Here is a 15,610-nt window from a genome sequence, read left to right on the forward strand (position 1 = left end):
GCCGGACGTGTGTGTCGTGCGCCCACTTGTGGCCCCTTCACGCCTTCCACGCGACCCGGTGTTCCGAGAGATGGGACAGCACCGCGTGGTTCGCCTCCCAGCCGTCGGGGAACTTCACCGTGACGCCGAGCTGGACCGGTTCCGTGGAGGGGTGGTCGTCGAGGAGGTCCGTGACGCCCGCTCGGCAGACGACGATGCAGGCGTGGCGGTGCCGGGAGGCCAGGACGCACAGGCGGCCCGTCTCCAGGTGGAAGGCCGTCGCGTCGGGGCGGCCCGACAGGGGGTGCAGGACGACGGTCACGTCGAACTCGCGTCCCTGCAGACGGTTCGCCGTGTCGACGGTCACCTCCGGCACACCCAGCTCGGCCAGCGCCGCGCGCACGGCCGCCGCCTGGTCCCGGTGGGCCGTGCCGACCGCGATGCGGTCGGCGGTCAGAGGGGCCGGGTCCGGTGCGCGCTCCGACGTCGCCGCGCCGCCCCGGTCCAGGAGCCGGCGTACGACCAGGGCGAGCGCCCGGATCGCCTCCGGGTCCGTGCGCGGGGTGTGCCGGGCCGGGAGCTCCAGCAGACCCCAGCCCGATTCCGCCGCCTCGTCGATGACCCGGTCGGGGCCCGAACCGTCCGACGGGACGGCGAAGGCGAGCCGGCGGTCTCCGTGACCCGTGCCGCTGCGGAACGGTGTGAAGGGGTAGAACGCGTCCGAGACCAGCGGCGCCGCCGACGCCGGCAGCCGCCAGGAGACGGGGAGCCGGTGCTGCGGCAGCTCCGGGTTGTGGGCGAGGAGTGTCGTCACGGCCGAGGCCGACGGATCGTAGGACAGCCCCGCCCACTGCTCCGAGCCGACGATCGCGAACGGGTCCAGCTGGCCCGGGTCGCCCACGAACAGCGCCCGCTCGAACAGCCCGGCCACGGCCAGCAGCGCGTCCGACCGCATCTGGTACGCCTCGTCGACGATCGCGTGCCCCCACGGCTCGACGCCCTTGACGTGCGCCCACTTCGCGGCCGTCGAGATGACCACGTCGAGCCCGGCCAGGTCCCCGGCCTTCGCGGACTTGCGGACGTGTGGCAGGTCGTCGAGCGCCTTGTCGTACGGGTCGGAGTCGCTGCTGTGCAGCCGGCCGACGGGCAGTTCGGGGTTCTTCTCGGCCAGCCGCAGCACCAGGTCGTCGACCTGCGCGTTCGTCTGGGCGATGACCATCAGCGGGCGCCCCGCTTCCGCCAGTTCGAGCGCGGCCCGCACCACGAGCGTGGACTTGCCGGCGCCGGGCGGCGAGTCCACCACGACCCCGCGGTCCGTCCCGCGCAGGGTGTCGCGCAGGATCGCGTCGGTGGCGCGGGCGGCCTCGGCCCCCGGGTCGAACACGGTGGTCACAGGACGTCCTCCTCGGTCACGGCGTCGGGCCGCGGGGCGGTGTCGGGCTCTCCGGGCGGCCCGCCGTGCGTCCACGGGGTGTCCTCCGGGTCGGGCAGCTTCGCGCCTCCCCGCTGCTCGTGCTCGAAGAGCGTGAAGCAGAGGAGGTCGCCCTTCTCCGGCACGGATCCGGGCTCGGGTTCCTTGCCGCGGCCCATCTTGTCGACGACGCGCAGCACGACGAGCGTGCCGCCCCGCCTGGAGGCGGCGTCGTGCTCGGCGGCGGCGCCGTGCTCGGAAGAGCCGCCCGAGTCCGGGAAGCCGTTTGAGCCGCCCGAGCCGCCCGAGCCGCCGGAACTGCTGGAAGCGAGCGAGCTGTCGGAGCCGGGGGAGTCGCCGGAGCCGTCGGAGTCGCCGGAGTCGCCGGAGGCGTCCGCCCCGAGCGCGCCGTTCGCCCCGCCAGATCCGTCGTCCTCGTACCCCACGAACTCCGCCGCCTGCGGCTTTCCGCCGAGCGAGCGGAAGACCCTGGCCCGCTCGCCGAGATGCGGCCGGTCGTCCGTGCGCACGGTCACCAGGGGGCGCGGGCTGGGCCGCTTCCCCTCGCCGTACGCCATCACGACATCGGTGACCTCGCCCGCGAAGGCCTCTCCCGCGAGCCGCCGTCCGGCCATGACCAGCGGGTCGTCGAGGGCCTCCTGCGCCTCCAGGCGGGCCTGTTCGCGCTCGCGCGTGGCGAGTTTGTTCGCCGCCGTGACCGCGTCGTCCCGGCGCGGCTGCGGCGGCTCGCCGGCGAGGACCCGGTCCCGGTGGCCGGTGAACGACCAGCGGTCGCGGGTCCACCGCTCGGCGGTGCGCGGGCCCTCGGGCAGGGTCCGCAGCAGGTCCAGTCCGTGCCACACCGCGTCCCACGTGGGGCGGGTGCGGCTCGCCACCAGCTCGCGGATGTGCCGCTCGGCGGCCGTGAGTTCACCGAGCCGGTCGTCCGCCTCGATGCCGTCCTCGGCGGCCGCGAGCGACGTACGCGCGCGGTCGTAGCGCTCGATGGCGGGAGCCAGCAGCTTGTTGTCGAAGGCCGGGTCGGTGGCGGGCCCGGCGGGCGGGTGGACGAGCTGCCCCTGGGCGTCCCGCAGCAGCTCGGCCCGCAAGGCCGCCTCGGCGCCGGATCCGGCGTCCGGCGGGTCGATCCAGGCGAGCAGTGCCCCCAGGTGCTGGTCCTCCAGGGTGGACTGACCGGTGGCCCAGTGCCGTGACAGCACGTCCGTGAGCGCGAGCAGGAGCGACGAGCCCGGCACCCGCGCACGCTCCCCGTAGTGCGTGAACCACCGTCCGAGCAGCGGCACGCGCGGCGGTGCCGGATGCGGTGTCTCCGGGTCCTGCTCGGCGGTGCGCCTGAAGCGCATGGAACGCCCGAGCAGCCGTACGAAGTCGACACCGGCCCGGCTCGGCAGGATCAGCTGCGGTGCGTCCGCGCACAGCTCGACCTCGACCTTGACCCGCTTGCCGGTCTCCGGGTCGGTCTCGCTGCGCTCGGCGGCCTCGACGTCCTGCGCGTGGTCGTCGATGTACGGCAGGACGACGCCCGCCAGTTCCGCGAGGAACGCGAACCTCAGGTCGCGGTCCCGGGGCTGCGGTACGACGAGCAGCCGCGGCGCGTCGCGGTCCGTGCCGACGAGTGCGCCCAGCGGGGCGCCGGCCTCCCCGGCGGTGGTGAGCGGCACGAGGACGAGCGGCCGCTCGACGAGGTGCCGGTGCCGGACGGTGGCGAGGGGCTGGGCCCGGCCGCTCTCCACGGCCTCCAGCCGGGCGAGGGTCGCGATCAGGGACATACGGCTCCCTCCCGGCCGGTTCGCCCAGCGAGCGGTGAGGGGCCGCCCGCGAGTGGGCCGGGGCCGGTCGCGCGGCTCTCCGCGCCGCCCACGACGGGGGCCGCGACGCCCAGGGCCTCGGCTCGCAGCCTCGCCGCCCTGCGCAGTGCCGCGACCGTCGGGTCGGCCGGGTCGCCCGACTCGCCGCGGGCCGCCGACAGGACGTCGCCGACCGACGTCAGGCCGCCGAGCTCGGCCCGCAGGGACCGGCCGAGCGAGGTCACCGCACCCTGCGCGCGGGAGCGGTCGCGGCAGTGGAAGGCCAGTTCGCACGCGGAGAGGCACTCGGGGGCGTAGGTCGCCGGGACCGACTCCACCGCTGCCGTCAGGTCGGCGGCAGGGAGATCGGGGGCGAAACAGGTGCCCTCGGGGAGCGCGTCGGCGATGTCCTCGATGCGGGTGAGGCGCTCCAGCTGGCGGCGGGTCACCGAGCGCTGCTTGCGGACGTCCACGGCGGACGCGGTGGGAAGGTTCGAGAAGTCCTTCGGGCAGACCAGCAGCACCGTGTGCCGCACCTCGGGCGGGGGATCCAGCCGCTCCGCGACCTGCTCCAGCGCCAGTACGTACACCGCGGCCTGGCGGGCCGCCGCGCCCACCTTGGCCGCGTCCGCCGAACCGTCCAGCATCGGGAAGGACTTGATCTCGACGACCGTCCAGCGGCCGTCGGGATGCACGACCACCGCGTCCGGCTCCAGGAAGGCGGGGGAGCCCGCCACGTCCAGGGCGAGCAGCGGGTGGTCGAGCAGTGTCCAGCCGCCCGCCGCGGTGGCCTCCCGCAGGGCCAGGGCCGTACGGGCCGTGCGGCCCTCGGGGCCGACGGCGGTGAGGTCGGGAACGGCTCCGGCCGTGGGCGGCTCGGCCTGCGCGTCCAGCCGCTCGTGCACGAGCCGCAGCAGCTCCGCGCCGCCGTCGGCCTTGACCCGCGCCTCGAAGGCGTTGCCCCGCATGAACGCGAACTGTGACTGGCCGAAGGCCGACGGCGAGCCGAGCGCGCTCGCCAGCACCGCCTTGTTCACGCCCGCCCCGTCGAGGATCGCGCGCCGCCGGCAGCCCGGATTCGCGGCGAGTGCCGCGAGGGCGCGCGCGTCCAGCGGCTGCGGCGGGACGGCCGGACCGCGCAGCTCAGCGAGCCGCTGCCGGAGTCCCGTCCCCGGCGTCGGTGGGACTCGCTCCCGGTTCGGCTCCCGGCTCGGCGGCACCCGGGGTGGCTGGGACCTTGCGCTGTCGGGGAATTCGCTCACTCGCGGAAGTCTGGCACCCCGCACTGACAATTGAGGAACCTGCGCCGTGCGGGACGCCTGTGGGGCCGCCGCGGGCGTGCGGGAAGGGCCGGATCCCGAACCGCGCCCGGACCGTGTCCGCGAGCCGCAGCACCGGCCGGGTCAGCAGGAACCCGACGCCCATGACGGCGAAGCCGGCGACCGCGTCGAGGAAGTAGTGGTTGGCGGTGCCCATCACCACGATGGTCGTGATCAGCGGGTACAGCACGCCCGCGACCTTGGTGAGCCGTGTGCCGCCGTACATCCAGAGCATCACACCGCACCACAGGGCCCAGCCGCAGTGCAGGCTGGGCATCGCCGCGTACTGGTTGGTCATGCCGCCGAGGCCGCGGGGCGCGCTCGCCTCGCCGCCCCACCAGCCGTAGTCGCTGTACTGGGCCATCGTGTCGACGAACCCGTGGCCCGCCGACAGCAGTCGCGGCGGGCAGGTCGGCAGCAGCGTGAAACCGATCAGGCCGATGAACGTGGACGTCATCAGCCAGGTCCTGGCGGCTCTGTAGCGCACCGCACGCGACCGGAACAGCCAGACCAGGACCGCGGGCGTGACCAGGTAGTGCAGTGACGCGTACCAGAAGTCCGCCGGGATGCCGATCCACGGCTCACGCGTGAAGAGACGGTTCAGCGGGTGCTCGGCGTTGAGGAAGAAGAACTTCTCGACGCGCAGGATCGCCAGGCCGTGGTCGACGGCGCTGGTCACGTCCCCGCGCGCGAGGAGCCGTCCTGCCGAGTACGCCCCGTACACCAGCAGGATCAAAGGCAGCTCGGTCCACCAGCGGAGGCGGGTACGTGGCGCCGCCTCGGTGCTCGGTGCATCGGTCAGCAGCATCCGATCCCTCCCCCTCCTGCTCTCCCCCGGCCGCAGTTCCGCGGACCAATGTACGGTCTGTGCGCTTCCCCTGTGGGGGCGCCCCCGGTGCTCAAAGACGCAGAGATCGCTCTCGGGGTTGCTCCACCGGCACGTGCGCGATGATGGAGTGATCCACCCCTCGTTCTCCTGCGGTTCACCGCTCGATCCTCCCGGAAGGGCTCTCTTCATGGCACCGCGCATCCTGCTGGCCCGGCACGGACAGACGGAATGGTCGCTGTCCGGCAAGCACACCGGCAGGACCGACATCCCGCTCCTGGACGAGGGCAGGCGCGGCGCCAAGCTGCTCGGCGAGCGTCTGCACCGGGCGCCGCTGAACGGACTTCCCGGAGCGGAGGTCCTCACCAGTCCGCTGGCACGCGCGCGTGAGACGTGCGAACTCGCCGGCTTCGGCGACCGCGCGGCCCCCTGGGACGCGCTCATGGAGTGGGACTACGGCGCCTACGAGGGCCTGACCCCCGACGAGATCCGGGCCGGGCGTCCCGACTGGCTGATCTGGCGGGACGGGGTGCCCCGGGGCGAGACCCTCGCGGAGGTCACCGCGCGCGCGGACGAAGTGGTCGAAAGGGTCCGCTCCGGGGAGCGTGACGTGCTGGTCTTCGCCCACGGCCACATCCTGCGCTCGATCGGAGCCCGCTGGCTCGGCCTCGGCCTGGACTTCGGGGCCCGCGTCCGCCTCAACCCCACGTCCCTCTCGGTCCTGGGCTGGGCCTACGGAGAGCCCGCGATCGAGACCTGGAACGACTGCGGCCACCTGACCGCGTGACCCCGTCGCCGCCCCGGCCCGCGCACGGGCTCCCGCTATGCCGTCCGTGGCAGGGCCCCGTGGCGTTCGAGGAAGTCGGAGACTCCCGAGGCGCGGCGGTGCGGCAGCAGGACCCTGGCCGTTCCCGCCAGCATCGTCTGCACCCGGGACGACTGGACCTCGTCCAGCAGGTCCAGGACGCGCAACCCGGCCGCGGCGGCCTCGTCGGGGTGCCCGGCGCGGGCGAGGTCGTCGGCGAGTTCGGCCGTGTAGAGCGCGAGGTTGCGCGTGAAGTGCGGGTCCTGGAGGCGGGTCGCCCGGCGGGCCTGGTGGGCGGCGCGCGGCCAGTCGCCCAGCGTCGACCAGCACTGCGCTTCGAGCCCTGCCAGTTCGGCGTCTCCGTAGAAGCTCATCCACTCCGGATCGGCGTCACAGGGGCCGCGCCCGTACAGGGCCTTCGCCCGCGTCAGTGCCTGCTCGCAGCCCGTCCGGTCGGCCAGCCCCGCCCAGCCGCCCGCCTCGCGCAGCGAGAGCAGCGACAGGAGCCGGGCCGAGCCGAGGGGCCGCGCCGCGTACTGCGCCGCCTGCGCCGCCCGCACCGCCTCGCGCGGGCGTCCCGCGTCCCGGGCGAGGAACGACGTGTTGCAGAAGGCGTGCGCCTCCAGGGCCGGGTCCCCGGCCACCCGGGCCGTGGCCAGCGCCTCCGCGTAGTGCGAGCGCGCGTCGTCGAAACGCCCCGAGTCGTGTGCCAGCCAGCCCACGGAGATGGCCAGTTCACCGGCCCCCGTGTGCAGCCGCTCGGCGGTCGCCTGCCGCGCCGCACCGGCGTCCAGCAGGGCGTACGCGGACCGCAGCGGAGCCGCCGCCCGCCGGTACAGCCCGTCGGCGCCGTGCCGGTCGTCCAGCAGCCGGATCTTGCGTACGGCCTCTTCCAGCGCCCCTGCCTCGGCCTCGCCGGCCCGGCGCACGGGACGCTCCGCGGCCGCGGCCGCGGAGCCGAACGCGAGCCCCCATGGGCCCAGGGAGGCGGCCGCCACCGTGGCGGTGCCGCCGCTCATGAATGCGCGACGTTGCACGTCGCTCTCCTCGTGGTTCTGATCGTCGATCTCGTGCGGGTCGCACGATTGATACGGGTGATACGGGTGATACGGATCGTGCGGATCATGCGTGCCGTGTGTCGCTACATACGGCTCGCACCCCCCGTCCGTCTCATGCGGGGCGTACAACGGGCTCGTGGTGTGTGGAGCGGGCGCCATCCCGGGGTTGCGCGCCCCCCGGCCACGCACCGCCGAACGGGGCACGAAGCCCAGGTCGGCCAGTGTCCGGCCGGGGAACATGTGCAGGAACACCCGCTCGTACGCGTAGTTGGGGCAGCGGATCTCGCCCGCCTCGACGCGCCCGATGTAGCGGGCGTCACAGCTGACCTGCTCCTCGATCTCCCGGGCGGCCCGCCGCACCGCCGCGGCGAACTCGCCCGGCGAGCGCTGCCCGCGCAGGCGCCGGAAGGCGAGATTCGGCCGCGGCGGCCGAGGCGACTGTGACGACGAGGTCATCGGTGACGACGCCATGGCCGGGCCCTCTCTCACGAACCGTCGAACCATGCCGGAACCAGGGCGAGTTGATCATGAAGTCGATCGAGCCGTACCCGTGTTTCCAGCGGGCACGAACGTACCCGCTGTGACGAGACCACCACGCGGGGTTTGGCTACAAACCGGATATCTCATCCCTGATCTGCCATGAACTGCCATCCTTTGCGGCCGAGTTTCGCCGTAGCCGTTGACGTGGTGGGGCGTTGAACCATGCGGTGCGCTCGATCGAGGAGGGGTTCCGTGGTGGAGGCCAGGATGGAGACCAGGCAGGGCGTCGATTCGTGTCCCCCGCTCGGGCCGTGCGGCGGTGAGCGTGGCGAGGGCTCCGGGGATCCCTGCGATCTCGTCACCGTGCCCGCCCGGCAGGGGCTGGAGGCCGTCGACATCCTGCGCAGGGGCGCCGCCGCCGAGGCGGTCGGTCCCGTGCTGCACGACGACACCTGCGGCACGCTCGGATTCCTGGTGCCGCCGGGGACGGCTTCCGCCTGGGACGTCCCGGGCAGTACGTGCACGCGGACGGACGGACGGGGGGTCCGGCTGGCGCCGGAGCCGCCGGTCGAGGGATCGGACTGGCTGCTGCCGCCCGGCGAGGCCGACCTGGCCACGGATCCGGCCGTGCTGCGGGCCGCGCTGGGGGAGGCGGCCCGGTTGATCGAGGCCGCGGACAACTGCCGTTGAGGACGGCCGCGCGGTGAGTCGTGAGCTGTGGGCGAGCCGGTGGACGCCGGCCGCGCCCGGCGGCGGAACCGCACGACGCCGCAGCTCCGCGCTCCTGGAGGAGTGCCGCCGCTGAGCCGGGCCGTTCCGGCGGGTCGATAATGGGCGGATGGCGAGGGCGAAGAACAAACGTGCGGACGACAGACGGGCGGGTGGCAGGCGCGTCGACCCCTCGGCCGTCGTCGAGAGCGTCGACGGAGGTCTCGCCGAGCTCATGCCCGACCGGGAGCGTGCGCGGGCCTGGACGCTGCTCATCGACGGAGCCCCGCAGTCGCACGTCGACCTCGACGATCCCTCGTACCTGAGCTTCGAGTACCAGCGCCGGCTCGGTCATGTCATCGATCTCGTCGCCCCGCCCGGCAAGCCCGTGCAGGCCGTCCACCTCGGCGGCGGCGCCTTCACGCTCGCCCGGTACGTGGCCGCGACCCGGCCCCGCTCCACCCAGCAGGTCGTCGAACGGGACGCGGCGCTCGTCCGACTGGTCCGGCGCGAACTGCCGTTGGACCCGAACGCCCGGATCAGGGTGCGGTCCGTCGACGCGCGCGAAGGGCTCGCCAAGGTGCCGGACGACTGGGCCGACCTGGTCATCGCGGACGTGTTCAGCGGGGCGCGCACACCCGCCCATCTGACATCGGGGGAGTTCCTCACCGAGGTGCGCAGGGTCGTGAAGGCGGGTGGCCTGTACGCCGCCAACCTCGCCGACGGCCCGCCCCTGGCGCATCTGCGCGGCCAGATCGCCACCGCCGCCGGCGTCTTCCCCGAACTCGCCCTCGTCGCCGACCCCACGGTCCTGCGCGGCAAGCGCTTCGGCAACGCCGTCCTGGTCGGATCGGACCGGCCGCTGCCCGTCGCGGAACTGACCCGGCGCGCGGCCTCCGACCCCCACCCCGCACGGGTCGAACACGGCAGGGCCCTGCGGGACTTCACGGGCGGAGCGGCCCCGGTGACGGACGCCGCGGCGGTCGCCTCACCGGCGCCCCCGCCCTCGGTCTTCCGGTAGCCGTACGACCGGCCGGGGGCCCCACGGGCAGTCGGCCCACCCGAGCCGGTCGTACGGCTACCGGCGCTCAGTAGTCGTTGATGTCGACCCGCGGCGCGGAGTCGTGCCACGTGCAGAACACCGACACCCGGTCCGCTCCGGAGGAGAACTCCACCCGGATCCACGTCTCGGTCTTCCACACCTGCATGGACCACCCGGACGCGGGCGTCGCGGACACCAGGGACGCCGACGACGGGCCGAGGTCGAAGACGACCCGGCCCCCGTCGGTGTCGTAACTCCTCACCGCGCCCGAGGCGCCGGCGCTCGGAGTGGGACTCGCCGGCTGCGAACGCGAGGGCGACGACGAGGGCGTGGCCGACGGGGAACGGCTCGCACTCGGCTCGCGGCTCCTCGACGGCTCGGGCCCGGGCCGACTCGTGGAGGAGGACAGCGGCTTCGCCCTCTGCGCGGTCCCGTCCGCCGTGATCGGCAGCGCGCGCGGCGGGTCGTAGGCCGTTCCCGTCATCACCGTGTGGACACCCCACCACGACAGCGTGACCGCCGCGCCCGTGGCGAGCGACCAAGCCAGTACGTGTACGAGTCCTCTGCGCATCGACGGCCATCCTGCCCCACGCGCCCCGTGCGTGTCCCCTGTGCGGTCCCGTCCGGGACCCCGGCGAACCCGCCGGGAGCACGCCCGGAGCGCGGCGCGGGCAGTTGTCCACAGGCCCCGGCTCGCCTGACTCGTATGGCGTACGGTGCGGGCCATGGCAAGTGTGCTCGTGGTCGAGGACGACCAGTTCGTACGCTCGGCCCTCATCCGGCATCTGACCGAGGCGGCGCACACGGTGCGCAGTGTCGGTACGGCCCTTGAGGCGCTGCGCGAGGTCGCCCATTTCCGCTTCGACGTGGTGATCCTGGATCTCGGCCTGCCCGACCTGGACGGGTCGGAGGCGCTGAAGATGCTGCGCGGCATCACCGACGTGCCCGTGATCGTCGCGACCGCGCGGGACGACGAGACGGAGATCGTCCGACTGCTGAACGACGGGGCGGACGACTACCTCACCAAGCCCTTCTCGGTCGAGCATCTGGCGGCCCGGATGGCGGCGGTGCTGCGCCGCGCCCGGTCCTCGGCAGGGGAACCCCCGCCCTCACCGGAGATCCGGGTCGGCGGCCTCGCCATCGACCCCCTGCGCCGCCAGGCCGAACTGGACGGCGTACGACTGGACCTGACCCGGCGTGAGTTCGACCTGCTGGCCTTCCTCGCGGGGCGGCCCGGCGTCGTCGTGGCCCGCAGGGAGCTGCTCGCCGAGGTGTGGCAGCAGTCCTACGGCGACGACCAGACCATCGACGTCCATCTGTCCTGGCTGCGGCGGAAGCTGGGCGAGACGGCGGCCCGGCCGCGATATCTGCACACCCTGCGCGGCGTCGGCGTGAAGCTGGAGCCGCCGGGACCGTCCGGGGCGCCGGGGCCGGCGGGCATGGGGCCGGCGCGATGAGATGGGCGCTGGTCAAGGTCTGTGTGGCCGTCACCGCGATGGTCGTGGTGGCCTTCGCGGTCCCGCTCGGGCTGGTGATCAGGGAGATGGCGAGGGACCGGGCGTTCTCGAACGCCGAGCGGGAGGCGGCGGCCATCGCCCCCGCACTCTCGATCACCACGGACCGGGACGAGTTGGAGCGGGTCGTCGCCTCCGCCGGCTCGGACGCGGGGATGGCCGTGCACATACCCGCGAGCGACGGCGACGGCGACGGCAGAGACAGCGGCAGCGGGGGTGACGGCGGCGGCGAAGGGCAGCAGGCGGTCGACATCGGACGGCAGCGTGCCGCCGACAAGGACATCGCCACGACCCGGAAGCTGGGCCGGGCCTCCACCACCGAGGTGCCCGGCGGCTCCACGCTGCTGCAGCCCGTCGCGCTGAGCTCGGGCGAGATCGCCGTCGTCGAGGTGTACGTCCCCGAGTCGGAGGTCACCAACGGCGTGGCCACGGCCTGGGCCGTCCTCGCCGGGGTCGGTGTCGCGCTCATCGTCGGCTCGGTCGCGGTGGCCGACCGGCTCGGCGTACGGATGGTGCAGCCCGCGCGGCGCCTGGTGGAGAGCGCGCACGAGCTGGGGGAGGGGAAGCTGGGCGCCCGCGTGCCCGAGGAGGGCCCGACCGAGCTGCGGCTCGCGGCGGTCGCCTTCAACTCGATGGCCGACCAGGTCGTTCAACTTCTCGCGAACGAAAGGGAGTTGGCGGCCGACCTCTCGCACCGGCTGCGTACACCGCTGACGGTGCTGCGGCTGAACGCGGCCTCGCTCGGCGACGGGCCGGCCGCCGAGCAGACCCGGGCCGCCGTCGCGCAGCTGGAGCGCGAGGTCGACACGATCATCCGGACGGCCCGTGACGCCAAGCCGCAGACAGCGGCGGTCGGGGCGGGCGTCGGGTGCGACGCGGCCGAGGTGGTCCGGGAGCGGATGGACTTCTGGTCGGCGCTCGCCGAGGACGAGGGGCGCAAGGTGCGGGTGGCCGGGGTGGACCGGCCCGTACGGATACCCGTGGCCCGCGCCGACCTGGTCGCCGCCCTCGACGCCCTGCTGGGGAACGTGTTCCGGCACACGGCCGAGGGCACCGCCTTCGCGGTCGACGTGCACAACGGCGAGGACGCCGTGATCGTCCTGGTCTCGGACGCGGGGCCCGGGATAGCCGACCCGCGGGCGGCGATGGCCCGTGGCCGCGGATCCGGCGCCGACGGCTCGACCGGACTCGGGCTCGACATCGTGAGCCGGCTCGCCGAGTCGACCGGCGGGGACGTCCGGATCGGCCGCTCCGTCCTCGGCGGGACCGAGGTCAGGATCTGGATCCAGCTGGACGGGCGGGAGCCGGTGCGGCGGGGTCACCGGGGAGCGGTGCGAAGGCGCCGGCGCACGAAATTGGTCTCGACCTTTAATCGTCCCCGATCGCATCCTTAAGCGCACCCTAAGATCCGCAACCGCCGTCCGGATCAAGCGTTTTGCCCGGTTCCGGGTCGCTAGCGTGCTGCCGCACCCCCACCCTCGGTCTCCTTCGCGGGCAACCGGGGACCCCGTACAGCGAAGGCAGGCACGCGATGAGCACGCACCGGCGCACGGTCAGTGGCAGGAACAAGGCGATCGGCGGTGTGGTCGCCGCGGCCGTGGTCGGCGGCGGAGCCCTCGCGTTCTCCGGTACGGCACAGGCGGCCGGGGTCGGCGCCGCGTACACCAGGACCAGCGACTGGTCGACCGGCTACACCGCGCAGTACGTCGTCACGAACGACAGCGGCGGCGCGAAGAAGGACTGGACACTGGAGTTCGACCTGCCGGCGGGGGCGAAGCTCGGGTCCCTGTGGAACGGCGAGTCGAAGGTGAGCGGCCGCCACGTCACCGTGAAGCCCCCGTCCTGGGACAGGGACGGGCTCGCCAGGGGTGAGACGGTGACCGTCGGATTCGTGGTGAACGGCACCGGTGACCCGACCGGCTGTCGAGTCGACGGCGCCACCTGCTCGGTGGACGACGGGGCGACGCCCGAGCCCACCGGCCGCCCGACGCGGCCCCCGACGGCGACGGCGTCACCGGAGCCGACGAAGCCCACCGCGACCGCCACCCCGACCCGGAGCACGAGCCCCACCCCGACGCCCACCGGGACCACCGGCGGCGGCACGGCCGACAGCGCCGGATTCGCGCCGTACGTCGACACCTCGCTCCACCCCGCCTTCGACCTGCTCGCCCACTCGGCGGCCACCGGGGTGAAGGAGTACACCCTCGCCTTCGTCACCGACGGCGGCGGCTGCACCCCCGAATGGGGCGGCGTCACGGACCTCGGCAGCGACGCGGTCGCCGCCCGGATCGGCGCGCTGCGCGCCCAGGGCGGTGACGTCCGCGTCTCGTTCGGCGGCGCGGCCGGCTCCGAGCTGGCGCTGAACTGCTCGACGGCGGACGCCCTCGCGGCGGCGTACGGCAAGACCGTGGACGCGTACGGGCTCACGAAGCTCGACTTCGACGTGGAGGGCGGCGCGCTCCCGGACAAGGCGGCTAACACCCGCCGCGCGAAGGCGATAGCCCAGCTCCAGCGCGAACACCCGGACCTGGACGTCTCGTTCACGCTCCCCGTCATGCCCGAGGGCCTCACCCAGGACGGCGTGGACCTGCTCGCCGACGCCCGGTCGAACGGCGTCGGCATCGACACCGTCAACATCATGGCGATGGACTACGGACCGGCGTACAGCGGCGACATGGGCACCTACGCGGAACAGGCCGCCACGGCGACCCAGGCGCAGATCAGGGGAGTCCTCGGCCTGTCCGAGTCCGCCGCCTGGAAGACGGTCGCCGTCACCCCCATGATCGGCGTCAACGACGTGACGACGGAGATCTTCGGGGTCGACGACGCCACGCAGCTCGTGGACTTCGCCAGGACGAAGGGGATCGGCCGGCTCTCCATGTGGTCCGCCACCCGTGACAAGCAGTGCCCGGGCGGCACCAAGCCCTCCGCCGACGCGACCTGCAGCTCGGTCCTCCAGGACACCCACGCCTTCTCGAAGGCCCTCGCCGCCTACAAGTAACCCCCGAGCGGCAGCCCCGGACGCCCCCGCCGGCCACGTACGGACGGGGGCCACGCGCCCCGGCCGGTCTTCCCCCCACCCGGCCGGGGCGCGCAGGCACACCGCGGGGCGCGGCACTCCCCTCACTCGTGCCGCGCCCCGCCCCGCCCGCTTCCCCCCAGGAGGGGCGTCTATTCGACCGGGTTCACCGGCGGAAGCTCCCCGGTCCGGGCCGCCTCGCGGTACCAGAGGGCACTCGACTTGGGCGTACGCGCCTGCGTCGCGTAGTCCACGTACACCGCGCCGAAGCGCTTGCCGTAGCCGTACGCCCACTCGAAGTTGTCCATCAGGGACCAGAGGTAGTAGCCGCGCACGTCCGCCCCGTCGGCGATCGCACGGCGGACCGCGCGCAGGTGCCCGTGCAGGTACGCGATCCGCTCCGGGTCGTGGACACGGCCCTCCGGGTCCGGCTTGTCGTCGTACGCGGCGCCGTTCTCCGTCACGTACAGCGGCAGACCCGGCGCCTCGCGCGTGTAGCGCATGATCAGGTCCTGCAGACCTGTCGGGTCGATCGTCCAGCCCATCTCCGTGCGCTCACCGGGAGTCTGGTGGAAGGCCACGTCGTCCGCGCCGGGCCAGGGGGAGAACGAACTCGACCCGTGGCCGTCCGCGCGTGGCCCCGACGCGTCCTTCGGCGCCGCCGACACCAGCGTCGGCGTGTAGTAGTTCAGCCCGAGCGCGTCCAACGGCTGGTTGATCAGGGCGAGATCGCCGTCCAGCACGTACGACCAGTCCGTCACCGAGGCCGTCGCCGCGAGCAGGGTCTCCGGGTACGCGCCGTGCAGCATCGGGCCGTGGAAGACACCGTTGGCCAGGTCGTCGATGCGCCGGACCGCGGCCAGGTCTGCGGCATCCCGCGTCAGCGGCCTGACCACCGAGGAGTTGAGGCTCACCGCGATGCTGTTGCGGGCGGGCATCGCGGCGCGCAGGGCCGTGGTGCCGAGGCCGTGCGCCAGGTTGAGGTGGTGCGCCGCCCGCAGGGACGCCTCCGGGTCGGTGCGGCCGGGCGCGTGCACTCCGGACCCGTACCCCAGGAACGCGCTGCACCACGGCTCGTTGAGCGTGATCCACTGCTCGACACGGTCGCCGAGCGCCTCACCGACGATCTGCGCGTACTCGGCGAAACGCAGCGCCGTGTCCCGCTCGGGCCAGCCGCCCGCGTCCTCCAGCTCCTGGGGGAGGTCCCAGTGGTAGAGGGTGAGCGCGGGCTTGATGCCGTGGGAGAGCAACTCGTCGACCAGGCGCCGGTAGAAGTCGAGGCCGCGCTGGACGGCGGGGCCGCGGCCCGTCGGCTGCACCCGGGACCAGGACACCGAGAAGCGGTACGCGGTCAGGCCCAGCTCCGCCATCATCGCCACGTCGTCGCGGTAGCGGTGGTAGTGGTCGTTGGCGATGTCACCGGTCTCGCCGCCGGCCGTCTTGCCGGGCGTATGGCTGAAGGTGTCCCAGATCGAGGGCGTGCGGCCGTCCTCCCGCACCGCCCCCTCGATCTGGTACGCGGAGGTCGCCGCACCCCAGAGGAAAGCGGGCGGGAAGGTCACAGGCTCAGGCATGGAAGCGCTCCCATGGGAGGAAGGTCGTAGGAGACCAGGGGTATGGGGTCGGAGGGGGGAGGGGCCG

At 73.8% G+C, this 15,610-nt stretch carries 13 protein-coding genes; 6 read left to right on the plus strand and 7 right to left on the minus strand.

All coding sequences use genetic code 11. The features are described from left to right. Positions 1-37: 37 nt before the first annotated feature. Genes KUF83_RS32610 through KUF83_RS32625 form a run of 4 tightly spaced genes read right to left on the minus strand, consistent with a single transcriptional unit; the run spans position 38 to position 5,325 of the window. Positions 38-1,372 carry an AAA domain-containing protein gene (locus KUF83_RS32610; RefSeq protein WP_217458616.1) on the minus strand — a complete coding sequence of 445 codons (1,335 nt, stop codon included), beginning with the start codon at positions 1,370-1,372 and terminating at the stop codon, positions 38-40. Then, positions 1,369-3,180, minus strand: coding sequence for a hypothetical protein (locus KUF83_RS32615; protein WP_254644704.1), 1,812 nt, complete (start codon positions 3,178-3,180; stop codon positions 1,369-1,371). The genes KUF83_RS32610 and KUF83_RS32615 overlap by 4 nt, the downstream gene beginning before the upstream one ends. Further along, positions 3,171-4,418, minus strand: a complete 1,248-nt coding sequence (locus KUF83_RS32620; protein WP_217458617.1) for a hypothetical protein — start codon at positions 4,416-4,418, stop codon at positions 3,171-3,173. The genes KUF83_RS32615 and KUF83_RS32620 overlap by 10 nt, the downstream gene beginning before the upstream one ends. Then, the gene (locus tag KUF83_RS32625; RefSeq protein ID WP_217458618.1) at positions 4,342-5,325 is read right to left on the minus strand and encodes a phosphatase PAP2 family protein; all 984 of its coding nucleotides are present in this window, start codon (positions 5,323-5,325) and stop codon (positions 4,342-4,344) included. Before KUF83_RS32625 ends, KUF83_RS32620 begins: the two co-directional genes overlap by 77 nt. A 208-nt stretch (positions 5,326-5,533) precedes the next feature. Between KUF83_RS32625 and KUF83_RS32630 the strand changes: the two genes are divergently transcribed. Then, entirely contained in the window at positions 5,534-6,130 is a 597-nt protein-coding gene (locus KUF83_RS32630) for a histidine phosphatase family protein (RefSeq protein WP_217458619.1), read from the plus strand. A 35-nt stretch (positions 6,131-6,165) separates the two neighbouring features. On the opposite strand, the gene KUF83_RS32635 is transcribed toward KUF83_RS32630, so the two are convergent. After that, positions 6,166-7,677, minus strand: coding sequence for a hypothetical protein (locus tag KUF83_RS32635; RefSeq protein WP_217458620.1), 1,512 nt, complete (start codon positions 7,675-7,677; stop codon positions 6,166-6,168). A gap of 261 nt (positions 7,678-7,938) precedes the next feature. Between KUF83_RS32635 and KUF83_RS32640 the strand changes: the two genes are divergently transcribed. Both KUF83_RS32640 and KUF83_RS32645 read left to right on the plus strand, forming a co-directional pair. Further along, on the plus strand, positions 7,939-8,376 hold the full coding sequence (locus KUF83_RS32640) for a hypothetical protein (RefSeq protein WP_374106220.1): 438 nt from the start codon (positions 7,939-7,941) through the stop codon (positions 8,374-8,376). A 253-nt stretch (positions 8,377-8,629) separates the two neighbouring features. Beyond that, positions 8,630-9,415, plus strand: a complete 786-nt coding sequence (locus tag KUF83_RS32645) for a spermidine synthase (protein ID WP_254644708.1) — start codon at positions 8,630-8,632, stop codon at positions 9,413-9,415. 67 nt (positions 9,416-9,482) lie between these two features. Here KUF83_RS32645 and KUF83_RS32650 read toward each other — a convergent pair whose 3' ends face one another. Further along, on the minus strand, positions 9,483-10,007 hold the full coding sequence (locus tag KUF83_RS32650) for a hypothetical protein (RefSeq protein WP_217458623.1): 525 nt from the start codon (positions 10,005-10,007) through the stop codon (positions 9,483-9,485). Positions 10,008-10,161: 154 nt separating this feature from the next. Between KUF83_RS32650 and KUF83_RS32655 the strand changes: the two genes are divergently transcribed. The 3 genes from KUF83_RS32655 to KUF83_RS32665 all read left to right on the plus strand — a co-directional run bounded on the left by KUF83_RS32655 (position 10,162) and on the right by KUF83_RS32665 (position 13,951). Further along, on the plus strand, positions 10,162-10,893 hold the full coding sequence (locus KUF83_RS32655) for a response regulator transcription factor (protein ID WP_217458624.1): 732 nt from the start codon (positions 10,162-10,164) through the stop codon (positions 10,891-10,893). After that, the gene (locus KUF83_RS32660) at positions 10,890-12,344 is read left to right on the plus strand and encodes a HAMP domain-containing sensor histidine kinase (protein WP_217458625.1); all 1,455 of its coding nucleotides are present in this window, start codon (positions 10,890-10,892) and stop codon (positions 12,342-12,344) included. The genes KUF83_RS32655 and KUF83_RS32660 overlap by 4 nt, the downstream gene beginning before the upstream one ends. 137 nt (positions 12,345-12,481) lie before the next feature. Further along, a complete protein-coding gene (locus tag KUF83_RS32665) occupies positions 12,482-13,951 on the plus strand; it encodes a cellulose binding domain-containing protein (protein ID WP_217458626.1) in 1,470 nt (489 codons plus the stop codon). A 170-nt stretch (positions 13,952-14,121) separates the two neighbouring features. Here KUF83_RS32665 and KUF83_RS32670 read toward each other — a convergent pair whose 3' ends face one another. Further along, on the minus strand, positions 14,122-15,543 hold the full coding sequence (locus tag KUF83_RS32670) for a GH1 family beta-glucosidase (RefSeq protein ID WP_217458627.1): 1,422 nt from the start codon (positions 15,541-15,543) through the stop codon (positions 14,122-14,124). Between the last annotated feature and the right edge of the window lie 67 nt (positions 15,544-15,610).

The organism is Streptomyces sp. BV286 (assembly GCF_019090165.1).
GTDB lineage: Bacteria > Actinomycetota > Actinomycetes > Streptomycetales > Streptomycetaceae > Streptomyces.

What these genes read in the sequence shown, in the direction of transcription:
- KUF83_RS32645 (WP_254644708.1), top strand. Translation starts at nt 8,630, where the DNA reads ATGCCCGACCGGGAGCGTGCGCGGGCCTGGACGCTGCTCATCGACGGA.
- KUF83_RS32665 (WP_217458626.1), top strand. Translation starts at nt 12,482, where the DNA reads ATGAGCACGCACCGGCGCACGGTCAGTGGCAGGAACAAGGCGATCGGC.
- KUF83_RS32625 (WP_217458618.1), bottom strand. Translation starts at nt 5,325, where the DNA reads ATGCTGCTGACCGATGCACCGAGCACCGAGGCGGCGCCACGTACCCGC.
- KUF83_RS32630 (WP_217458619.1), top strand. Translation starts at nt 5,534, where the DNA reads ATGGCACCGCGCATCCTGCTGGCCCGGCACGGACAGACGGAATGGTCG.
- KUF83_RS32670 (WP_217458627.1), bottom strand. Translation starts at nt 15,543, where the DNA reads ATGCCTGAGCCTGTGACCTTCCCGCCCGCTTTCCTCTGGGGTGCGGCG.
- KUF83_RS32655 (WP_217458624.1), top strand. Translation starts at nt 10,162, where the DNA reads ATGGCAAGTGTGCTCGTGGTCGAGGACGACCAGTTCGTACGCTCGGCC.
- KUF83_RS32650 (WP_217458623.1), bottom strand. Translation starts at nt 10,007, where the DNA reads ATGCGCAGAGGACTCGTACACGTACTGGCTTGGTCGCTCGCCACGGGC.
- KUF83_RS32615 (WP_254644704.1), bottom strand. Translation starts at nt 3,180, where the DNA reads ATGTCCCTGATCGCGACCCTCGCCCGGCTGGAGGCCGTGGAGAGCGGC.
- KUF83_RS32660 (WP_217458625.1), top strand. Translation starts at nt 10,890, where the DNA reads ATGAGATGGGCGCTGGTCAAGGTCTGTGTGGCCGTCACCGCGATGGTC.
- KUF83_RS32635 (WP_217458620.1), bottom strand. Translation starts at nt 7,677, where the DNA reads ATGGCGTCGTCACCGATGACCTCGTCGTCACAGTCGCCTCGGCCGCCG.